Raw genomic sequence first — 20905 nt, 5'->3', positions numbered from 1 at the left:
CGGTCGACGTCGTCCGCGACGTCGACCGGGCCCGTCGCCGTCCGACGGGCCGACGCCCGGTCCGGGTCCGGCCACGAGAGATCCGCGCCACGCGGCGGATCGCAGGGCGAGCGTCGGCAGGTCCGCGTACCGTGTCCCGGGTGCCCGGCACCGTGCCGGGACGAGGAGGAGCGCACCACGGTGACCCCGACGACGAGCGGCGACGTCCTGACGACGAGCGGCGGCACACGCTGGACGATGCGGGGCGAGATCGACGCCGCGGTCCAGGCGCGGCGCGAGGACGAGCTGCTGCGGCTGGCACAGTCCGCGAACGAGCGCATCCACGTCGACCTCGGCGACGTGACCTTCATGGACTCGGGCGGCCTGCGGCTGCTCTACCACGCCGCGACCGCGGGCTCGGGAGCCCCCGTCCTGGAACGCGTCCCGCGTCGCGTCCGCGACCTGCTGGAGCTCAGCGGGGTCGTCGACCTCTTCGAGCTCGCGGACGACCCGACCGACGAGGACGGCGCGTGAGCGTCGAGCACGCCGCGGTCCCCGTCGGCTTCGTCGAGATCGGCTCCTGGCCGCTGCGGGGCCTGGGCGACCTCGCGACGCTGCGCGAGGGTCTGCACCGCCTGCTCACCGGCAGTCCGCTCCCACCCGACCGCGCGCTCGAGGCGACGCCGGAGCGCGTCGTCCTCGTCGCGAGCGAGCTCGCCACCAACGCCCTGCGCCACGGCCTGCCGCCCACGCGCGTCCGGCTGCTCAGCGACGGGCGCGAGCTCGTCGTCGACGTCGTCGACCACTCGCCGGACGCGCCGGTGGTCGCCGGGCGGCGCTCGCCGGGCGCGGGCGGGTTCGGCCTCGTGCTCGCGCAGCGGGCGTCGACGGCGGTCGGCTGGTGCCGGACCGGCACCGGCGAGAAGCACGTGTGGGCGCGGTTCGACGTCCCGGTCTTCCGCGCCGGGGCCTCGGTGCGCAGCGCGCTCCTCCCGGTCGGCTGACCGCCGACCCGACCGGACCGCCTCAGGCGTCGCGACGCACCAGGAGCAGCGTCGCGTCGTCGGCGGAGCGCGGGTCGCGCGCCGCGGTGACGATGCCGTCGACGTCCACGTCCGGTCCCGCCCTGAAGACCCCGGCGAGGCGCCTCAGCCCGTCCCGGATCGACTCGCCGCGCCGCTCGACGAGCCCGTCGCTGTAGAGCACGAGCGCTCCCCCGCGCGGCACCTGGAGCACGTGCGCGGTCGGGGCGCGGTCCACGATCCCCAACGGGGGTGCGCTCGCGCGCTCGGCCCACGTCGTCGTGCCGTCCGGCCCGACGACGAGCAGCGGCGGGTGACCCACCGACACGTGCTCGACGACGCCGCTCTCCGGGTCCAGGAGCGCGACCGCGAGCGTCGCGACCTCGCCCGGGAGCGTCCAGCGGGCGACCTCGCCCAGCCGCGCCACCGCCTCGACCGCCGATCCCGTGCTCACGAGCGCCGCGCGCAGCGTCGTGCCGAGCTGGCCCATCGTCGCGGCCGCCTGGAGCCCGTGCCCCGTGACGTCGCCGACCACGAGCGCGAGCCGGCCCGAGGGGAGCACGAGGGCGTCGTACCAGTCGCCGCCCACCAGGCCCGTGCCGGCGGACTCGTAGCGCGACTGGAGGGCCCAGCCCGGGACGTCGGGCAGGAGCGCCGGCAGGAGGCTGCGCTGGAGCTCCTCCGTCGCCCGCACGGCCTTGCGCCCGCGCAGGTACAGCGCCTCCACGAGATGGCCGCGCAACGACGTCGCGGCGTCGGTCTGGTCCGACGTCCACGGCGCGCTGTGGCCGCGCACGACCTCGCGCCAACGCTCGAAGGACTTGCGCGGGCTGAGCCGGACCGTCTCGCCCTCGCGCTGCGCGATCGCCTTGTTGTACGGGTCGCCGCCCCAGTCGACGTGCCGCAGCACCTCGTCGCGAACCCACACGACGACCTGCCCCTCGGGGAGCACGATGCCCAGCACCCCGGCGACGTCGGGCGCGAGCGCCGCCACCTCGGGCGCGTCGCGGCTCAGCGCCTCGGTCGCGACGAGGTCCTCGCCGTGGCCCAGCACCCACGCCACGAGCGCGCGGCACCCGTCCTCGTCGGGCACGTTGCCGACCTTGATGAGGCCGCCCTCCGCGACGACGACCGCGCCGTCGGCCTGGACGAGGCGGCGCAGCCACCCCGAGCGGGTGAGCGCGGTGCCGATCGGGACGCTCTCGTCGCGGCTGTCGGCGGCGAGGTGGGCGAGGACGCCCTCCGCGCGCCGCACCTCGGCCTCGCGCTCGTCCTCCGCCTGCGCGACGAGGCGGACCGAGAGCGCCGACCCGAGGAACTCCGCGGCCGTGCGCACCTCGTACGGCGGCTCGTGCGGTCCGGCGTAGTGGTGGCACGCGATGAGCCCCCACAGCCTGCCCTCGCGCAGCAGCGAGATCGACATCGACGCGCGCACGCCCATGTTGCGCAGGTACTCGAGGTGGATCGGCGAGACGCTGCGCAGCGTGGAGTACGTGAGGTCGAGGGGCGCGCCCGTCGTCGGCAGCAGCGTCGGCACGATCGGCTGCGGCGCGTAGTCCACGTCCGCGATGAGCCGGATCCAGTTCTTCTCGTACAGCGCCCGGGCCTGCGGCGGGATGTCCGACGCCGGGTAGTGCAGACCGAGGAACGCGTTGAGGTCCTCGCGGCGCGCCTCCGCGACCACCTCGCCGTTGTACGCGGCGTCGAAGCGGTAGATCATCACGCGGTCGAACCCGGTGAGCTCGCGCACGTGCCGGGCCGCGTCGTCGTAGAGCTCGTCGAGGGTCGCGGCGCGCTCGAGGTCCCGCAGCGCGTGCCGCACGGCGAGATACGTGTTGGGGAACGTCAGGGGTCGTGCCCCCGCCGCGGTCTCGAGCTCGACGACGAGCACCGCCTCGGTCTCCGGCCCGTCCGCGGGCAGCGGGGGGCGGTGGAGCACCGCGTCCACGGCGAGGGGCGCCCCGTCCCAGCGCTCGAGGGTCAGCGTGACCGGGTTGCGCGTGGCGAGGTCACCGACGTTCGCGGCGTGGTCGAGCACCCGGCGTGCCGGGTCGGCGCCCAGCGCGTCCGAGAGCGGCCGGCCGACCAGCTCCTCGGCGGTGACGCCCAGGTGCCGCGCGACGTTCGCCGACGACTGGAGCAGCACGCCGTCGTGCTCCCGCACGACGAGCAGCACGCCGCGAGGTTGGATCATGCCGGGCACGTGGATGGGCTCGCGCGCGCAGTTGTCGAGGTCCACCGCCTCGCCGGGCGCCAGCAGCTCCGGTTCGTCGACCGTCCTGGTCACGTGGTCCTCCGTCCGGGTCGCCGCACTCAGGCAGGATGCCGCGTGCGGGTCGACGGACCACCTGGGCTCGAGGATCCGGGTCGAGTGCCCCAGGCTACCGCGCCCGGTGCCCCGGCCCGGCCGTTCCGTCCGGGCGAGATCGGCCAGGACGCCCTGCGTGAGCGACGCCACGGAACTCCGCGGTAGCGTCGTTCGTCGGACGAGCGGGGCCCCGGACCGCCCGCCCGGCCCCGACGACCAGAAGGTGACCCATGAGCACGACGACGACCCCGATCCTGCGCGCCACCGGCCTCGCGGCCGGCTACGGAGGGCCCGACGTCGTGCACGGCATCGACCTCGACGTCGTGCCCGGCGCCCCGCCGGTCGGGATCGTCGGCGAGTCGGGGGCCGGCAAGTCCACGGTCGTGCGGGCGCTCGTCGGGCTCGTGCGCCCTACCGCGGGGCACGTCACCTACGCCGGTCGCACGGTCACCAAGCTCTCGCGCCGCGACAAGAAGCAGTTCACCGCCGACGTCCGCCGCGTCTCCCAGGACGGCCTCGCCGGGATCGGCATCGACCCGCGCTGGACCGTCGACCGCACGCTGTCCGCCGCGCTCAAGGACGCGCGACGCGCCGGTCGCCCGAGCGGACGGTCCGTCGAGGACCTGCTCGGCGACGTCGCGCTCGATGCCCGGTACGCGCCGCGCACGATCCACTCCCTCTCCGGGGGCGAGAAGCAGCGGGTCGCGCTCGCCGTAGCGCTCGCCACGCGCCCGCGCGCCCTGCTCCTCGACGAGCCGCTCACCGCCGTCGACCCGGCGATGCGCGGCGACGTCGTGCGACGCCTCAGCGACGCGACGGCCGAGCTCGGCACCGCGGTGCTGCTCGTCTCGCACGACCTGGAGCTCGTCGAGCGCCTGTGCCCCACCGTGCACGTGCTCGCCGACGGGACGTTCGTCGCCTCCGGGGCGCTGCGCGACGTCTTCGCCGGGACCGCCCCCGGCGCCGACCACCCCTCGGTGCGTGGGCTCGCCGAGGCCGCCCCGCTCGCCGCCCAGCGCTTCCGCTGACGCTCTCCGAAGACTCGTCGGCGGCGCGTGTCGAAAACCGCGTTCGCCGTCCGACGTGAAGGTGAACGCGCCTCCACGACACTAGGGTCGAGGAGGCACTCACCGAGGAGGCAGTCATGCGAGTCATGGTCATGATCACGGGCAACGGGGCCGACGAGGACAAGATCGCCCCCACGCAGGAGATGCTCGCCCAGATGGGCGCGTACAACGAGGAGCTCGTCAAGGCGGGCATCATGCTCGACGGGCAGGGCCTGCAGCCCACCGCCAAGGCCGCGCGCGTCGTGTTCAGCGGGGGCGAGACGTCGGTCGTCGACGGGCCGTTCACCGAGTCCAAGGAGATCGTCGCCGGGTACTGGATCTGGCAGGTCTCCTCGCTCGAGGAGGCCGTCGAGTGGGCGCGCAGGTGCCCCAGCGACCCGAGCTCCGAGCTCGAGGAGGTCCTCGAGATCCGGCCGATCTTCGAGGTCGAGGACTTCGGCGCCGAGTACACGCCCGAGCAGCGCGAGAAGGACGAGCGCCTCGCCGAGCAGATCCGCGCGCAGCAGGGCTCCTGAGCCCCTGCTCCGGCAGGGGTATGACAGGGGTACGACGATGACCGACGTCTCCCGCACCGTCGAGGCGGTGTGGCGCATCGAGTCGCCACGGCTCGTCGCGGGCCTGGCCCGGACCCTGCGGGACGTCGGCCTCGCCGAGGAGGTCGCCCAGGAGGCGTTCGTCGCCGCGCTCGAGCAGTGGCCCGAGCAGGGCGTCCCGGACAACCCCGGCGCGTGGCTGACGACCGTCGCGCGCCGCCGCGCCGTCGACCTGGTCCGCCGCGAGCGCACGCGCGACGAGAAGTACGCGCGGCTCGCGGCGGACCTCGCCGCGCCCGGTACGGGGTCCGGCGGGGCCACGACGGCGGTCGCGCACCCCGGCGACGGCGGCGCGGTCCTCGTGGGGTCGGTCCCGTCCCCCGACGCGATCGTCGAGGACCCCGTCGGCGACGACCTGCTCGCGCTCGTCCTCGTCGCCTGTCACCCCGTGCTCCCGCGCGACTCCCGCGTCGCGCTCACCCTGCGGCTCGTGGGAGGCCTGACGACGGACGAGATCGCGCGCGCGTTCCTCGTCCCGTCCGCGACCGTCGGGCAGCGCATCTCCCGCGCCAAGCGGACGCTCGCCGAGGCGAACGTCCCGTTCGACGTCCCGCAGGCCGACGAGCTCGCCGCCCGCGTGCCCGCCGCGCTCGAGGTCGTGTACCTCGTCTTCACCGAGGGGTACGCCGCGACGTCGGGTGACACGTGGGTGCGGCGCGAGCTCGCGGAGGACGCCATGCGGCTCGGCCGCGTGCTCGCCGGGCTGCTGCCGGGAGAGCCGGAGGTGCACGGTCTCGTCGCGCTCATGGAGCTCCAGGCGTCCCGGTTCGCGGCCCGGTCCGGACCCGACGGCGAGCCGGTGCTGCTCCAGGACCAGGACCGTGCCCGCTGGGACCGGCTCCTGGTCCGGCACGGCCTCGCCGCGCTCGACCGCGCGCTCGCGCTCGGCACCCGCGCCGGGAAGGCGCTCGGCCCCTACTCGCTCCAGGCCGCGATCGCCGCGTGCCACGCACGCGCCACGACCTGGGCGGACACCGACTGGGAGGCGATCGTCGCGCTCTACGACGCGCTGGCGTCGGTCGCCCCCTCCCCCGTGGTCGAGCTCAACCGCGCCGTGGCCGTGGGCTACGCGGACGGCCCCGAGGCCGCGCTCGTCGTGCTCGACGCCGTCGCGGACGACCCGCGCCTCGCCCGCCACCACCTCTACGGCGCGGTGCGCGGCGACCTCCTCACCCGGCTCGGCCGCCACGCCGAGGCCGCCGACGTCCTCGAACGTGCCGCGGCCCTGGCCCCGACCCGCCACGAGCGCCAGCTCCTCCTGGAGCGGTCCGCCGCCGCGTCGTCGTCCGCCGACCCGCACCCCGCCCCTGGTCGCGAGGTAGAACCTCCGGACCCGAGGTAGAGCCCCGCGAGCTCTACCTCGCGACCGGCGGTTCTACCTCGCGAGGACGGACTCGATCGCGTCCGTCTCGTCGGGGGTGAGCGGGGGCGCCGAGAGCGCCGCGACGTTGTTCTCGAGCTGGCGCACGCTGCTCGCGCCGATGAGCGCGGACGTGACGCGGTCGTCGCGGAGCACCCAGGCGAGGGCGAGCTGGGCGAGGGTCTGGCCGCGGCCTGCGGCGATCTCGTTCAGCGCGCGAGCCTTCTCGAGGTAGGACTCGTCGAGGTTCTGCTCGGACAGGAACGGGGAGTCGGGGCGTGCGGCGCGCGACCCCTCGGGCGCGGAGCCGGAGAGGTAGCGGTCGGTGAGCAGGCCCTGCTGGAGCGGCGAGAACACGATGGTGCCGACACCGAGGTCGCCGACGACGTCGAGCAGCGACTCGCTCTGGACGCCGTCGTACGGGTCCTCGTGCGCCGGGTCCTCGACGTGGCGGTTGAGCATCGAGTAGCTGGGCTGGTGGATGAGCAGCGGGGTGCCGAGGTCGGCGAGGATCGCGGCGGCCTCGCGCGTGCGGGACGGCGAGTAGTTCGAGACGCCGACGTAGAGCGCCTTGCCCTGCTGGACGGCGTCGTGCAACGCCCGCATGGACTCCTCGAGCGGCGTGCTCGGGTCCGGGCGGTGGTGGTAGAAGACGTCGACGTAGTCGAGGCCCATGCGCGTCAGCGACTGGTCGAGCGACGACAGGAGGTACTTGCGCGAGCCGCCGTCGCCGTACGGGCCGGGCCACATGTCGTACCCCGCCTTGGAGGAGATGACGAGCTCGTCGCGGTAGGCGCCGAGGTCTCGGGCGAGGTGGCGGCCGAAGTTCTCCTCCGCGGAGCCGTACGGCGGGCCGTAGTTGTTGGCCAGGTCGAAGTGCGTGATCCCGAGGTCGAAGGCGCGGCGCAGCACGGCGCGCTGCGTCTCGAACGGGTTGACGTCGCCGAAGTTGTGCCACAGCCCGAGCGAGATCGCGGGCAGGTCGAGGCCGCTGCGCCCCGTCCGGCGGTAGGTCATGGTGTCGTAACGGTCGTCGGCGGCGACGTAGCGCGGGGCGAGAGGCATGGCCCCATTCTGCCCCTCCGGCGCCGTGGGGCTACGCCGAGTCGCGCACGACGAGCACGGGGTCGAAGATCCGCGACGTGACCCGCGGCTCGCCGGTCTCCACCTGCTCCAGCAGGAGGCGCGCCATCTCGGCCGCCATCTCCTCCACGGGCTGCCGCACCGTGGTGAGGGCCGGGCGGGTCAGCGTGCCGGCGGGGCTGTCGTCGAACCCCACGACGGCGACGTCGTCGGGCACCCGGCGCCCCTGCTCGCGCAGCGCGTGGACCGCCCCCTGCGCCATGACGTCGTTCGAGACGAAGACGCCGTCGAGCCCGGGTGCGGTACGCAGCAGCTCGAGCATCGCGGCCTCGCCGCTCTCCACCGTGAAGTTGCCCTCGACGCTCGGGACGTAGGCGTGGCCCCGCCGAGCCATCGCGTCGCGGAAGCCGTCGAGGCGGTCCCGGGCGGCGAGCACGTCGAGCGGGCCCGAGACGACGCCGACCGACCGACAGCCGCGGTCCAGCAGGTGGTGCGCGGCGAGGCGCGCCCCGTCGGCGTTCGCGACGTCGACGTAGCTCACCGGCATCGGGTGCGGTGGTCGGGCGAAGAGCACGGTGGGGCGGCCCGTCGCGAGGAGCTGCTCGGGGAGCGGGTCGTCGGCGTGGGTGGAGACCAGGAGCGCGCCGTCGGCGTTGCCGAACCGCAGGTAGGACACGACCTGCCGCCTCGCCTCGTCACCGTCGGCGAGCATGAGCACGGGGTGGACGTCGTGCGGCCGCAGCGACCGCACGAACGACCCCACGACGCGGCCGAAGAACGGGTCGGCCAGCAGGCGCGGGAGGTGCAGGCCGTCGTCGGGAACGGGCTCGGCACCGGAGACGACGACCGCGACCGTCCCGGTCCGCCGCGTGACGAGCGATCGGGCGGCCCGGTTGGGCACGTATCCGGTCGTCGCCACGGCCTCGAGGACGACCTCCTGGACCGCGGGGGCGACCTTGCGCTTGCCGTTGACGACGCGCGAGACCGTCGCGCGCGAGACGCCTGCCACCCGGGCGACGTCGTCGAGCGTCGGCGCCCGGTGCTGCACGTCTTCGCTCACACGTCCGACGATAGCAGGGGTAAGAGCGCTTTCCCGGTGACACCCGGGACGCCATCGACCCAAGCGCTCGGACCCAATTCTTACTGACCAGTTCGTCAGAGTTAGTGCCCGTTTTAGACGTGTTTAGACCTATATTCCCCGCAGATCGAACCGCCGGTGCGCTTGACAGCCCCCATGAGCGGGTGAAAACTCGGGCCGCGGGTAAGAGCGCTCTCCCCTGCTTCACACCTCAGCCGCGGCGCCGCGGCTGAGGGCACGGCTCGACGACGAACTGTGCCCCGGGTCGACGCAGACCTGGGGCGGACGGAGAGGTAGACGAACACGATGCGCACCACATCCCCCACCGCCCCCGGGCGACCCCGCAGACGCCGAGCGGCCCGCGCCGCGCTCGCGACGCTGGCCTCCGGCGCGCTCGCGGGAGCGGCGCTGGTCGTGCCGGCGGCGACCGCGAGCGCCGAGCCGGCGCTCCTGTCCCAGGGCAAGCCCGCCACCGCGTCGTCCGTCCAGGACGACTGGGCCGGGTACGCCGCGAGCAACGCCGTCGACGGCGACCTCGGCACGCGCTGGTCCAGCGCCTGGAGCGACCCCCAGTGGCTCCAGGTCGACCTCCAGCAGGACGCGAGCGTCGACCGCGTCGAGCTCGTCTGGGAGGGCGCCTACTCGTCCGCGTACCAGGTCCAGGCCTCCGACGACGCCTCCACGTGGCGCACGCTCTACTCCACGACCCAGGGCGACGGCGGCACCGACGTGCTCGACGTGGACGGCGAGGGTCGCTACGTGCGCGTGCTCTCGACCGCGCGCCCGGGCGGGTACGGGCACTCGCTCTACGAGTTCCGCGTCTTTGGCGAGGCGGGCGGCTCGGGGCCGGTCGACCCGACCGACCCCGGTGACCCGACCGACCCGTTCCCCGACTACGTGCACCCGGGCCACCCGACGGTCCCGGTCAAGGACTCGGGCCCGAGCGTCGTGAAGGTCGTCGGCGGCAACGGCGACTGGGACCTCCAGGTGGACGGGCAGCCGTACACCGTGCGCGGGTTCACGTGGGGCGGCACGAGCGCCGAGGAGACCGGCCCGCGCATGCAGGGCCTCGCCGACATCAACGGCAACACGACCCGCACCTGGGGCACGGGCGCCGACTCGCGCGCGATCTTCGACGCCGCGGCCGAGCACGACGTCCGCGTCATCGCGGGCTTCTGGCTCATGCCCGGCGGCGGGCCGGGGTCGGGAGGCTGCATCGACTACCGCACCGACACGACCTACAAGAACGACACCAAGGCCGACATCCTGCGCTGGGTCCAGGAGTACAAGAACCACCCCGCGGTCCTCATGTGGAACATCGGCAACGAGGCGATCCTCGGCCTGCAGAACTGCTACTCGGGCACCGACCTGGAGGAGATCCGCAAGGCGTACGCGTCGTTCGTCAACGAGGTGAGCGTCGCGATCCACGCGATCGACCCGAACCACCCGACGTCGAACACCGACGCGTGGACCGGCGCCTGGCCGTACATCCGCGACAACGCGCCCGACCTGGACCTGCTCTCCATCAACGCCTACGGCGACGTGTGCAGCATCGCGAGCGCGTGGGAGGCCGGGAACTACGGCAAGCCGTACGTCCTCACCGAGGGTGGCGCGGCCGGCGAGTGGGAGGTGCCGGACGACGTGAACGGCGTCCCGGACGAGCCCACCGACATCGAGAAGAGCCGCGCGCTGCCGCTGTCGTGGAAGTGCCTCATGGAGCACGAGGGCAAGGCGCTCGGCGCGACGTTCTTCCACTACGGCGTCGAGGGCGACTTCGGCGGCGTGTGGTTCAACATCACGCCCGGCAACAACAAGCGCCTCGGCTACCACGCGATCGCCAAGACGTGGGGCGTCGACCTCGCGGGCGTGAACACCGCCCCGCGCATCACCGGCATGGCGATCCCGGGCTCGACGGCCGAGACCGCCGGCGCCACGCTGGACTTCGACCTCGCCGCGACGGACCCCGACGGCGACCCGATCAACTACGTCGCGTTCTTCAACAGCAAGTACGTCGACGGCGCCGGGGGCCTCGCCTGGACCGAGCTCACGAGCAAGGGCCAGGGGAAGTTCTCGGTCACCGCCCCGTCGCGGCTCGGCGTGTGGAAGCTCTACGTCTGGGCCGAGGACGGGAAGGGGAACGTCGGGGTCGAGACGCGGTCGTTCCGCGTCGTCGCACCGCCGGTCGCCGGGACGAACATCGCGCAGGGCAAGACCACGACCGCGTCGAGCTTCGACCCCTGGAACGGCAACTGGTCGCCCGGCCAGGCGACCGACGGCGACCAGGGCACGCGCTGGGCGAGCAACTGGAACGACGACGAGTGGCTGACGGTCGACCTCGGCTCGGTCCAGGCGTTCCAGCACGTCCAGCTCGTCTGGGAGGCGGCGTTCGGCAAGGCCTACCGGATCCAGACCTCGAACGACGGCCAGTCCTGGACGACGGTCCGCACGGTGACGGACGGCGACGGCGGGGTCGACAGCCTCGACGTCGCGGGCACCGGCCGCTACGTGCGGCTCCAGCTCGACGCGCGCGGCACCGCGTGGGGCTACTCGCTGTTCGAGCTCGGCGTCTACCAGCGCTGACACCACAGACGTCCGGGTGGGGGCGGCGGCAACCGCCCCCACCCGGCACGGCGCCCGGTGACAGACGCCGGGCGTGCCCATCATCCGCGCAGCGTCGCGCGCTCCTGCCCGAGAGGCTCCGCAGCGCGCGACGACCCTCGAAGGAGGAAGCATGCACGGCACGACACGCACCACCACGCTATCGCCTCCCCGGCACGGCAGACGCCGCGCCGGGACACGCCGACGTCGGATCGCCGCGACGATGACGGGCGTCCTCGTCGCGTCGACCTCGGTGGTCGTCACGACGAGCGCCGCGGCCGCCCCGGACACCCTGCTCTCCCAGGGCGCGCTCACCTCGGCGTCGAGCTCCGAGTCCGGCGGCCTCGGGCCCCGGTTCGCGGTCGACGGCGACCGGGCCACCCGCTGGGCGAGCCAGCCGAGCGACGACCAGTGGTTCCGCGTCGACCTCGGTGCGGCGCACGACCTCGACCGCGTCGTCCTCGACTGGGAGGCGGCGTACGGCAAGGACTTCACGGTCCAGGTGTCGCAGGATGGCCAGTCCTGGACGACCGTCGCGACCGTCGCCGACGGGACGGGCGGCGTGCAGTCGTTCGACGTCGACGTGGCGGGACGCTACGTCCAGGTCGTCGGCACGGAGCGCGGCACCCAGTACGGCTACTCGCTGTACGAGCTCCAGGTGTTCGGCGACGGCGACGCGCCGGACCCCGAGGAGCCGCCGGAGTGGGACGACGAGGTCACGCACCACGAGTTCCAGGCGAACTGCTCGTTCTCGCACTTCCTGCCCGACGACCCGATCGTCTTTCCCGGTCAGCCCGGGAAGTCGCACCTGCACACGTTCGTCGGCAACCGCGTGACGGACGCGTTCACGGTGCCGGAGGACCTGTTCGAGGACACCGAGTCCACGTGCACGGTGCCGCAGGACCACTCGTCGTACTGGTTCCCGGCGATCGAGAAGAACGGCGTGCCGATCGAGCCCGACATCCCCATGACGATCTACTACAAGTCGGGGATCGACGACTACACGAAGGTCCAGCCGTTCCCGCCGGGACTGCGGTTCGTCGCGGGCGACATGATGGCGACGTACGACGAGTTCCGGACCGCGCCGGGCGCCGTCGAGGGCTGGGAGTGCGGCGACATCTCGAAGAGCTGGGACATCCCGGCCTACTGCCCCGAGGGCACCGAGCTGAACATCCGCTACCAGGCCCCGAGCTGCTGGGACGGCATGCACCTGTCTCCCGACGCGGCGTCGCACATGGGTCACGGCAAGCACATGGCGTACCCCGTGGACGGGCAGTGCCCCATGACGAACCCGATCGCGGTCCCGATGATCGAGTTCAAGATCGCGTGGCCCGTGAGCGGTGACATGTCCGACGTGAGACTCGTGAGCGGCTCCGACCAGTCGTGGCACTACGACTTCATCAACGGCTGGGAGCCCGAGGTGCTGGAGCGCCTCGTGGAGCACTGCATCAACGGCGGGCTCCAGTGCAACCCGCGCGGGTACGACCTCTACAAGCCGCACCGCGGCACCGTCCTCGACGAGAACTACCAGCTCGTCGGCTGACACCCCACCGCCCGACGGGTGCGGCGTCGTCGACCACGACGGCGCCGCACCCGGGGCACGGTCGTGCCCGTGGCACGACCCACCGACCCGAAGAAGGCAGGACCATGCATCTCCGACCCACGGCCAGGCTCCGCCTGGCCTCCCTCGCCGCGGGGCTGACCGCGACGTGCGTCGCGGCGCCGCTCGTCGCCGCCGCGGCGCCCGCCGCGGCCGCGGCGGAACCCGTCAACCTCTCCCAGGGCAAGCCCGCGACCGCGTCGAGCGTGCAGGGCGACTACGCCGCCGCACGGGCCGTCGACGGCGACCTGAACACCCGCTGGGGCAGCGAGTTCGCCGAGGGCCAGTGGCTCCAGGTCGACCTCGGCCAGGTCTCGACGCTCTCGTCCGTCGCCCTGAGCTGGGAGGGCGCGTACGGCAAGGGCTTCCGCATCGAGGCGTCCGACGACGGCACGACCTGGCGCACGCTGCGGACCGTCACCGACGGCGCGGGCGGGCAGCAGACGCTGCCCGTGTCCGGGACCGGGCGCTACGTGCGCCTGCTCGGCACCGAGCGCGGCACCGGCTACGGCTACTCGCTGTGGGAGCTCCAGGTGTTCGGCACACCCGGGACCGACGGCGGCCCGGTCGACCCGGGCGGCCCCGGCGACCCGGCCGACGACTGCGCGGCGAACGCCGCGCTCGGGAAGGCGGCGACGGCGTCGTCCGCCGAGGGCGCGTACGCCGCGGGCCTCGCGGTGGACGGCAAGGCCGACACGCGCTGGAGCAGCGACTTCTCCGACGCGCAGTGGCTCCAGGTCGACCTGGGCGCGATCAAGCCCGTCTGCGGGATCGAGATCGACTGGGAGGGCGCCTACGGCAAGGGCTTCCGCGTCGAGACGTCCGACGACGGCGCCCTGTGGCGCACGCTGCGCACCGTGACCGACGGGACGGGCGGGAAGCAGGCCCTCGACGTCACCGGCTCGGGCCGCTACGTCCGGCTCGTCGGGACCGAGCGCGGGACCGGCTGGGGCTACTCGATCTGGGAGCTGCGCGTGCTGACCACGGGCGACGGGACCGGGAACCCAGGCACGGGCGAGCCGATCGAGGGGGGCGGGGACCTCGGGCCGAACGTGCACGTGTTCGGCCCCAGCACCCCGGTCGCCGACATCCAGTCCGCCGTCGACGCGGCGTACGCCGCGCAGGAGGAGAGCCAGTTCGGCCTGCGCCGCGACCAGTTCCTCTTCGAGCCCGGCACGTACCCGGTGCACGTCAACGTCGGCTTCAACACCGCGGTCAACGGCCTCGGCAAGAACCCCGACGACGTGAACATCACGGGCGGCGTCTGGGCCGACGCGGAGTGGTTCGAGGGGAACGCGACGCAGAACTTCTGGCGCTCCATCGAGAACCTCGCCGTCACCCCGACCGGCGGTGACATGCGCTGGGCCGTCTCGCAGGCGGCCCCGATGCGGCGCATCCACGTCAAGGGCAACCTCATGCTGCACTCGTCGCGCTACGGCTGGGCGTCGGGCGGCTTCACGGCCGACTCCATCGTCGACGGCCAGGTCCGCGGCTACACGCAGCAGCAGTGGTACACGCGCGACTCGACGCTCACGGGCGGCTGGGACGGCACGCTGTGGAACATGGTGTTCTCCGGCACCGAGAACGCCCCGCCGACGACGTTCCCCGAGCCCGCGGTCACCACGCTCGACACCACGGGCACGATCCGGGAGAAGCCGTACCTTTACCTCGACGGCGACGACTACGCCGTCTTCGTCCCGTCGCTGCGCGAGGGGACGCGGGGCGCGACCTGGAAGAACGGCTCCACGCCCGGCACGTCGATCCCGCTCGACGACTTCTACGTCGCGCACCCGGGCGACACCGCCGAGCACATCAACGCCGCGCTGGACCAGGGGCTCCACCTCCTGCTCACGCCCGGCGTCTACAACCTCGACGAGACGATCGAGGTGAACCGCGCCGACACGGTCGTGCTGGGGCTCGGCTACGCGACCATCGTGCCGACCGCCGGGCAGACCGCGCTGCAGGTCGGCGACGTCGACGGCGTCCGGGTCGCCAGCGTCCTGTTCGACGCCGGAGCGGCCGAGTCCCCGAGCATGCTCACCGTGGGCACGGAGGGCTCGAGCGCGGACCACGCCGACGACCCGATCTCGATCCACGACGTGTTCGTGCGCGTCGGCGGCGCGCACGCGGGCAAGGTGGACAGCGCGATCGTCATCAACGCGGACGACACGATCGTCGACCACATCTGGTCCTGGCGCGGCGACCACGGCGAGGGCATCGGCTGGGACGTCAACACCGCCGACTACGGCCTCGTGGTCAACGGCGACGACGTCGACGGCTACGGGCTCTTCGTCGAGCACTACCAGAAGTACAACACCCTGTGGAACGGCGAGCGGGGGCGCACGATCTTCTACCAGAACGAGCTCCCGTACGACCCGCCGAACCAGGCCGCGTGGAACCACGACGGCATCCGCGGGTGGGCCGCGTACAAGGTCGCGGACCACGTGCGCAACCACGAGGCCTGGGGCCTGGGCTCCTACTGCGTGTTCACGTCCGACGCGTCGATCGTGTCCGACAACGGGTTCGAGGTCCCGATCACCCCGGGCGTCAAGATGCACTCGCTGCTGACCGTCTCGCTCGGCGGGGTGGGCACGTACGAGCACGTCATCAACGGCGTCGGCCCCCGCGCCAGCGGCGTCGAGACCGTCCCGGCGAAGGTCGTCAGCTACCCGTAGGGAAAGCCGCGCAGCCGGTATCGGGCAGTCACGGCAGTCACCCTCCACCCGGTGCAGGGGCCGGGTCGACGGCGACCTCACCGGACTGTCACCGCCGACGGCTGACGAGATGCGAGTCGTTGCCCCTCCACGGACGGAGGAGAGGGCAACGACTCGCATCTCGTCGTCGGGCCGGGCCAGGTGCGGCGCGAACCGGTGTCAGCGGGTCGGGGTCTCCACGACCTGGCCGGCCCAGGCGAACCCGCCGCCGAAGCCGAAGAGCAGCGCCGGGACGCCGGCGGGGATCTTGCCGGCGTGCCACCACTTGGAGAGCCCGAGCGGGATGGACGCGGCGGACGTGTTGCCGGACTCGACGATGTCGGTGACGACGATCTTGGACTCGAGCCCGAGCGACTTCGCGAGCGGCTCGATGATGCGCAGGTTCGCCTGGTGCGCGACGAGGACCTCGATGTCGTCGAGCGAGACGCCGGACCGTTCCACGACGGAGCGCGCGCGGTCGGCGGCGCGCGTGATGGCCCACTTGAAGACGGCGCGGCCGTCCTGGGCGAACTTGTCCGCGGGCGACTCGATGAGCACGGCGGGCGTGAGGTCGGGTTCGGAGCCCCAGGTGACGGGCCCGACGCCGGGTTCGTCCGTCGCGCGCAGCACGGCCGCGCCCGCGCCGTCGGCGGTGAGGATGCACGTGCTGCGGTCGGTCCAGTCGGTGAACGCGGTGAGCTTCTCCGCGCCGATGACGACGGCGGTGCGGGCGGAGCCGGCGCGGATCGCCTGGTCGGCGAGGCCGACGGAGTGGGCGAACCCGGAGCACGCGACGTTGACGTCGAGCACGGCGGGCCCGACGACGCCGCGCAGGTCGAGCTCGGACGCCTCCTCGGGCGTGGACTGCCCGGGCATGACGCCGGTGCGCAGGTGGTAGGCGACGCGGCCCGCGGTATTGGGCGAGCGGTCGGTCGCGGTGGCGGTGGCGACGATCACGAGGTCGACCTCGGCGGGGTCGACCCCGGCGTCGGTGAGCGCGTGGCGCGCGGCCGCGGTGGCCATGTCGGCGACCGTCGTGTCGTCGTCGGCGACGTGCCGCGTGACGATCCCGGTGCGCGAGCGGATCCACTCGTCGTTGGTCTCGACGAGCTGCGCGATGTCGTCGTTCGTCAGCGTCTTCTCGGGCTGGAAGTGACCGAGGCCGGCGATGCGCGACCCGGCCGCGCCGGTGGCGGGAGTGAGCATGAGGTCGATCATGTCACGCGTCGCCGCGCCCGAACGACCTCGTCACGCGTCGCGGAAGGACCCCGCCGCGCACCGGACCGGTGACATCACGCCCGCCATCCCCTACCCTGCACTTGACGTTCTCTTGACCAGAGGGGAGGGTCGTCATGACCGCATCGCGCGACGACCTCGACGGACCGACCGCCGCCCCGCCGGTGGACGACCCGGGCTGGGGGTCGGCCTCGGAGCCGGCCGCCGGGCTGACGGGCCTGCCCGGCAACCCGGGGTTCCTCAGCCCCGGCGTCCCGGCGTTCGCCGTGCGCGACCGGCGCGGCCGGGCCGTCGTCGAGACCCCGCTCTCGCCGCGCGCCCAGACGCGCTACCTGACCCGGCTGGTCCTCGGCTCCGGCGTGCTCGTGGCGGTCGTCGGCGGGGTCGCCGTGGCTCTGCTCGCCGGTCACCTGCTCGGCCCGGGCGCGCTGCAGGGCGGCCGCCCCGCGCCGTGGTGGCTCGTGGTCGCGCTCGCCGTCGTCGCGCTCCCCGCGTGCGTCCTCCTGCTGGGCGTCCACACCGTCTCCCACGGTGCGAGCGGCTCGGCGCGCGTGGCCTCGCGCCTGACGTGGGCCACCGCGCTCCTCGCGCTCGCGCTGGGGACGGGGACCGTCGTCGGGCTGGACCTGGCCGGCGTCGCTCACCCGCTCGCCCGGGACCTCGAGCTCGAGCCGCTCCTCGCGCTCGCCGGCGTCGCCGTCGGGGCGCTGGCGTGCGGCGTGGTCGCCGTCCTCGCGACGGCCGAGGCGCAGCTCGAGGCTCGAGCCGTCCAGGAGCGCCTGCGCGCGCTGCGCCGGGACGGGGTCCGCACCCCGGGCACGCTGGTGGACCGGCGGTACCAGGGTGCGTGGACCGACGACGGGCGGCCCCGGTTCGACGCGAGCGTCACCTACGGCCCGCCCGGGGCCGAGCGACCGGTCGAGGTCCTGCTCGTCGCGCCGCAGGACCGCGTGCCCCTGCCCGGTGCGCCGGTCGTCGTCGTGCACGAGGTGCGCGACGACGCGGACGCCGCGCCCCCCGGTCCCTCGACCCGGGGCCGCGAGCGGGGCCCGAACCGCTGGATCCTCGACCTCGTGCTCGTCGAGCTCGACCAGTCCCGTCCCGTGGCCTACGACCCCGACGCCGCGGCGTTCGCGCGGGAGGAGTCCGCGAGCGGCTCCTGAGCCGCGACCAGGGCTCTACCTCGGCCTGGCGGAGCTCTACCTCGCGGGGTCAGGTGACCGTGCCGAGCTGCCACGGGACGAACTCCTCGCCGCCGAGGTCGAGCTCCTCGCTCGCCGTCTCCTCCCCCGAGGCGACCGCGAGGATGCGCGCGAAGATCTCGTCGCCCACCTCCTCGAGGGTCGCGACGCCGTCGACGACCCGCCCGCAGTCGATGTCCACGTCGTCGCCCATGCGCGCGTAGAGCTCGCTGTTGGTCCCGAGCTTGATGCTCGGGGTGGGCTTGCAGCCGAACACCGACCCGCGACCCGTCGTGAAGCACACGACCGTCGCCCCGCCCGCGACGAGCCCGGTGACGGAGACGGGGTCGTAGCCGGGGGTGTCCATGAACACGAAGCCCGGGGTGTCGAGCGGCTCGGCGTACTCGTGCACGGCGGCGAGGTCGGCCTGCCCGCCCTTGGCGACGGCGCCGAGCGACTTCTCGAGGATCGTCGTCAGGCCACCGGCCTTGTTGCCGGGCGAGGGGTTGTTGTCGAGCGTGCCTCCCCCGGCCTCGGCGTAGCCCTGCCACCACTCGAGCCGGTCGAGCAGGCGCTGCCCGACCTCCGGCGTGACCGCCCGGCGCGTGAGCAGGTGCTCGGCGCCGAACACCTCGGGCGTCTCCGCGAGCGCCGACGTCCCGCCGTAGGCGACGAGGCGGTCGGACGCGATGCCGAGCGCCGGGTTCGCGGTGATGCCGGAGTACCCGTCGGAGCCGCCGCAGTTGAGGCCGAGCACGAGCTCGGACACGTCGCGGTCGGTGCGCTCCCAGCGTGCGTCGATCTCCGCCACCATCTCGCGCACCGCCGCGACGCCCGCACGGACGGTGGCCCGCACGCCGCCCGTCTCCTGGATGGTCAGCGTGCGCACCACCGTGTCCGGCGACAGGTCCGCCCCCGCGAGGACCGTGTCGACGGCGATCATCTCGCAGCCGAGCCCGAGCACGAGCACTCCCGTGACGTTGGGGTGGGCGGCGTACCCGCGCAGCGTGCGCAGGAGCACCTGCGCGCCCTCGCTGGTCGGCACGAGGCCGCACCCCGACTGGTGCGTGAGGGCGACGACGCCGTCGACGTCCTCGTACGCGTCGAGCGCGGGCCCGCGGAACTGGTCCGCGATCATGCGCGCCGTGCTCGCGGAGCAGTTGACCGACGTGAGGATCGCGACGTAGCTGCGCGTGCCGGTCCTCCCGTTCGCACGCCGGTAGCCGCGGAAGGTCGGGCGCGGTCCGGGCGGCACGTCCAGCGCGGTGCGCACGGTGGCGAGCTCGTGCTCGCGCTCCCCCGGTGCGTACCCGAGGTTCTGCGTGTGCACGTGCTGGCCGGCGCGGACGTCGCGCGTCGCGACGCCGATCACCTGCCCGTACTTGTGCACGGGGTCGCCCGCGGGGACGTCCCGCAGCGCGACCTTGTGCCCGCGCGGGACGGCGTCGGCCACCGTGACCGTGCCGCCCGCGGGGAGGTCGACGGCGTCGCCCGGCGCGAGGTCGCGCGTCGCGACGGCGACGTCGTCCTCGGGCCGCAGGACGAGCACGTCGGCCGCGCGCGCCGTCGCGGTCACGACCGCACCGCCGACGTCGGGGTGGCGGTCGCCGCCCCGGGACGCTCGAGCGACACCCCGAGGTCGGCGGTGCGCACGACCTGCCCCGTCTCGAGCGAGCGGTTCGCGGCCACGCCGACGGCGACGCTGCGCAGGCCGTCGACGTAGCCCGCGGCCCGCCCGAGCGGGTCCTCGCCCGGACCGCGGAACACGTCGGCGAGGAGGAGGCGGTCGCCGCCGCCGTGGGAGCCCTCGCCCTCCTCGATGACGACCTCGCGCGCTGGCTCCCAGTGCCGCTGCACGACGAGGCGCGCGCCGTAGGGTCGGACGTCGCTCGCCCGGGGGTCGTGCACGGCGCTCGGGTCGACGGCGGGGCGGCGCTTGCCGTCCGGGCCCAGGTCCTCCGCCGCGCGTCCGGACTCGACGTGGGCCCGCTCGACGACGTCGAGCTCGGCCCGGCCGCGCGTCCCGTTGACCGCGACGCGGTACCCCTCCCACGGGCTGTGCGCGGTCAGGGAGTAGGTGAGGGTCGCGCCGCGCCGGTAGCCGACGAGCGCGCCGATCGTGTCCTCGATGGTGACGCCCGGCGCGAACACGTCGCGGTCGCGGACGTAGCCGTCCTCGGCCTCCGCGTCGAGGTAGAGCGCGCGCAACGTGTCGTCCGCGGCGAGGTCGATCCCGAACGGGTCGTCGGGACCGGCGTCGCGGCCCAGGCCGGGTCGCTCTCCGGCGGGCCGCCCCGCGCCGTCGTCCCCGTAGAAGCGGAGCCCGCCGCGTGCGACGACGGTCTCGGGGATGTCGTCGAGCCACCAGTTGACGAGGTCGAAGTGGTGGCTCGCCTTGTGCACGGCGAGCCCGCCCGAGGCGGCCTTGTCGCGGTGCCAGCGGCGGAAGTAGTCGGCCCCGTGCACGGTGTCCAGCAGCCACTCGAAGTGCACGGAGACGACGTCGCCGATCTCGCCCGACGCGATGACGCGCCGCAGCGCGGTGTTGCGCGGCGAGTACCGGTAGTTGAACGTCACGGTGAGCGTGGCCGACGAGCGCTCGGCCGCGGCACGGATGCGCGCCATCCCGGCGGCGTCGGTCGTGAGCGGCTTCTCGCACACGACGTCGACGCCGGCCCCGAGCGCCGCGACGACGTAGTCCGCGTGGGCGTGATCGGGCGTCGTCACGATCAGCGCGTCCACCGCCTGCTCCGCGAGCATCCGGCCGAGGTCGGACGGCTCGTAGCGGGGCAGCGGCGCGAGGCCCGCGGCCTCCAGGCGACGGTCGTACCAGGCGGCGCGCACGGGGTTCGGCTCGCACCACGCGACCAGGTGCCCGTCCGGGCGGTGCTCGCCGAGCAGCGCGTCGACGAACATGCGCGCGCGGTGCCCGGTGCCGGCGAGGGCGTAGCGGCGCGGACGGTGGGTCGGCGCGGGCTCGGTCGGGATGGTGCCGGGGTGGTGCACGGGTCTGCGGTCCTCTCGGGGTCCTGGGTCAGGGCGGGGTGGGCGGCGCGGTGGAGAGCTGCGGAGGTGCGGCCGGGCCGGCCCGTGGGGCGACGGGCCGG

General features: G+C 74.0%; 15 protein-coding genes. 9 read left to right on the top strand and 6 right to left on the bottom strand.

All coding sequences use genetic code 11. The features are described from left to right. The first annotated feature begins 180 nt into the window (after window positions 1-180). Both NF338_RS12410 and NF338_RS12405 read left to right on the top strand, forming a co-directional pair. Entirely contained in the window at window positions 181-513 is a 333-nt protein-coding gene (locus NF338_RS12410) for an STAS domain-containing protein (RefSeq protein ID WP_264031066.1), read from the top strand. Further along, window positions 510-983 (top strand): ATP-binding protein, encoded by a 474-nt coding sequence (locus tag NF338_RS12405; protein WP_208863343.1) that lies wholly within the window; start codon window positions 510-512, stop codon window positions 981-983. The genes NF338_RS12410 and NF338_RS12405 overlap by 4 nt, the downstream gene beginning before the upstream one ends. Before the next feature lie 22 nt (window positions 984-1005). Here the strand turns inward: NF338_RS12405 and NF338_RS12400 are convergent, their stop codons facing one another. Next, complete coding sequence (locus NF338_RS12400; protein ID WP_264031065.1) at window positions 1006-3288, bottom strand: SpoIIE family protein phosphatase; 2283 nt, start codon at window positions 3286-3288, stop codon at window positions 1006-1008. 251 nt (window positions 3289-3539) lie between these two features. Between NF338_RS12400 and NF338_RS12395 the strand changes: the two genes are divergently transcribed. The 3 genes from NF338_RS12395 to NF338_RS12385 all read left to right on the top strand — a co-directional run bounded on the left by NF338_RS12395 (window position 3540) and on the right by NF338_RS12385 (window position 6311). After that, complete coding sequence (locus NF338_RS12395) at window positions 3540-4337, top strand: ABC transporter ATP-binding protein (protein ID WP_264031064.1); 798 nt, start codon at window positions 3540-3542, stop codon at window positions 4335-4337. 116 nt (window positions 4338-4453) lie between these two features. Then, window positions 4454-4891, top strand: a complete 438-nt coding sequence (locus NF338_RS12390) for a YciI family protein (RefSeq protein ID WP_264031063.1) — start codon at window positions 4454-4456, stop codon at window positions 4889-4891. 37 nt (window positions 4892-4928) lie between these two features. Continuing rightward, entirely contained in the window at window positions 4929-6311 is a 1383-nt protein-coding gene (locus NF338_RS12385) for an RNA polymerase sigma factor (protein WP_264031061.1), read from the top strand. A gap of 33 nt (window positions 6312-6344) precedes the next feature. Here NF338_RS12385 and NF338_RS12380 read toward each other — a convergent pair whose 3' ends face one another. Both NF338_RS12380 and NF338_RS12375 read right to left on the bottom strand, forming a co-directional pair. After that, on the bottom strand, window positions 6345-7394 hold the full coding sequence (locus NF338_RS12380; RefSeq protein ID WP_264031059.1) for an aldo/keto reductase: 1050 nt from the start codon (window positions 7392-7394) through the stop codon (window positions 6345-6347). 31 nt (window positions 7395-7425) lie between these two features. After that, window positions 7426-8472: a LacI family DNA-binding transcriptional regulator gene (locus tag NF338_RS12375; protein WP_264031058.1), complete on the bottom strand. Its 1047-nt coding sequence runs from the start codon at window positions 8470-8472 to the stop codon at window positions 7426-7428. A gap of 324 nt (window positions 8473-8796) precedes the next feature. Between NF338_RS12375 and NF338_RS12370 the strand changes: the two genes are divergently transcribed. The 3 genes from NF338_RS12370 to NF338_RS12360 all read left to right on the top strand — a co-directional run bounded on the left by NF338_RS12370 (window position 8797) and on the right by NF338_RS12360 (window position 15363). Then, a complete protein-coding gene (locus tag NF338_RS12370) occupies window positions 8797-11070 on the top strand; it encodes a discoidin domain-containing protein (protein WP_264031057.1) in 2274 nt (757 codons plus the stop codon). A 241-nt stretch (window positions 11071-11311) separates the two neighbouring features. Next, a complete protein-coding gene (locus tag NF338_RS12365; RefSeq protein WP_264031056.1) occupies window positions 11312-12631 on the top strand; it encodes a DUF1996 domain-containing protein in 1320 nt (439 codons plus the stop codon). Between the two features lie 104 nt (window positions 12632-12735). Then, window positions 12736-15363 carry a discoidin domain-containing protein gene (locus NF338_RS12360; RefSeq protein ID WP_264031055.1) on the top strand — a complete coding sequence of 876 codons (2628 nt, stop codon included), beginning with the start codon at window positions 12736-12738 and terminating at the stop codon, window positions 15361-15363. 198 nt (window positions 15364-15561) lie between these two features. Here NF338_RS12360 and NF338_RS12355 read toward each other — a convergent pair whose 3' ends face one another. Further along, a complete protein-coding gene (locus NF338_RS12355; protein WP_264031054.1) occupies window positions 15562-16587 on the bottom strand; it encodes a 3-oxoacyl-[acyl-carrier-protein] synthase III C-terminal domain-containing protein in 1026 nt (341 codons plus the stop codon). 146 nt (window positions 16588-16733) lie between these two features. Here NF338_RS12355 and NF338_RS12350 point away from each other — a divergent pair, with 146 nt between their 5' ends. Continuing rightward, entirely contained in the window at window positions 16734-17780 is a 1047-nt protein-coding gene (locus NF338_RS12350) for a hypothetical protein (protein WP_264031053.1), read from the top strand. 49 nt (window positions 17781-17829) lie between these two features. Here NF338_RS12350 and NF338_RS12345 read toward each other — a convergent pair whose 3' ends face one another. Beyond that, entirely contained in the window at window positions 17830-19374 is a 1545-nt protein-coding gene (locus NF338_RS12345) for a UxaA family hydrolase (RefSeq protein WP_264031052.1), read from the bottom strand. Further along, window positions 19371-20804: a Gfo/Idh/MocA family oxidoreductase gene (locus tag NF338_RS12340; RefSeq protein WP_264031051.1), complete on the bottom strand. Its 1434-nt coding sequence runs from the start codon at window positions 20802-20804 to the stop codon at window positions 19371-19373. The genes NF338_RS12345 and NF338_RS12340 overlap by 4 nt, the downstream gene beginning before the upstream one ends. Between the last annotated feature and the right edge of the window lie 101 nt (window positions 20805-20905).

Origin of the sequence: Cellulosimicrobium sp. SH8, assembly GCF_025818875.1 — a bacterium.
GTDB classification, from domain to species: domain Bacteria; phylum Actinomycetota; class Actinomycetes; order Actinomycetales; family Cellulomonadaceae; genus Cellulosimicrobium; species Cellulosimicrobium cellulans_D.
The sequence above is the reverse complement of the archived record's forward strand: the minus strand, read 5'-3'. Positions and strand labels throughout refer to the sequence as shown.

Excerpts from the sequence above, each read along its gene's own strand:
- NF338_RS12395 (WP_264031064.1), top strand. The coding sequence starts at position 3,540 with ATGAGCACGACGACGACCCCGATCCTGCGCGCCACCGGCCTCGCGGCC.
- NF338_RS12390 (WP_264031063.1), top strand. The coding sequence starts at position 4,454 with ATGCGAGTCATGGTCATGATCACGGGCAACGGGGCCGACGAGGACAAG.
- NF338_RS12385 (WP_264031061.1), top strand. The coding sequence starts at position 4,929 with ATGACCGACGTCTCCCGCACCGTCGAGGCGGTGTGGCGCATCGAGTCG.
- NF338_RS12380 (WP_264031059.1), bottom strand. The coding sequence starts at position 7,394 with ATGCCTCTCGCCCCGCGCTACGTCGCCGCCGACGACCGTTACGACACC.
- NF338_RS12370 (WP_264031057.1), top strand. The coding sequence starts at position 8,797 with ATGCGCACCACATCCCCCACCGCCCCCGGGCGACCCCGCAGACGCCGA.
- NF338_RS12365 (WP_264031056.1), top strand. The coding sequence starts at position 11,312 with ATGACGGGCGTCCTCGTCGCGTCGACCTCGGTGGTCGTCACGACGAGC.
- NF338_RS12360 (WP_264031055.1), top strand. The coding sequence starts at position 12,736 with ATGCATCTCCGACCCACGGCCAGGCTCCGCCTGGCCTCCCTCGCCGCG.
- NF338_RS12355 (WP_264031054.1), bottom strand. The coding sequence starts at position 16,587 with ATGCTCACTCCCGCCACCGGCGCGGCCGGGTCGCGCATCGCCGGCCTC.
- NF338_RS12350 (WP_264031053.1), top strand. The coding sequence starts at position 16,734 with ATGACCGCATCGCGCGACGACCTCGACGGACCGACCGCCGCCCCGCCG.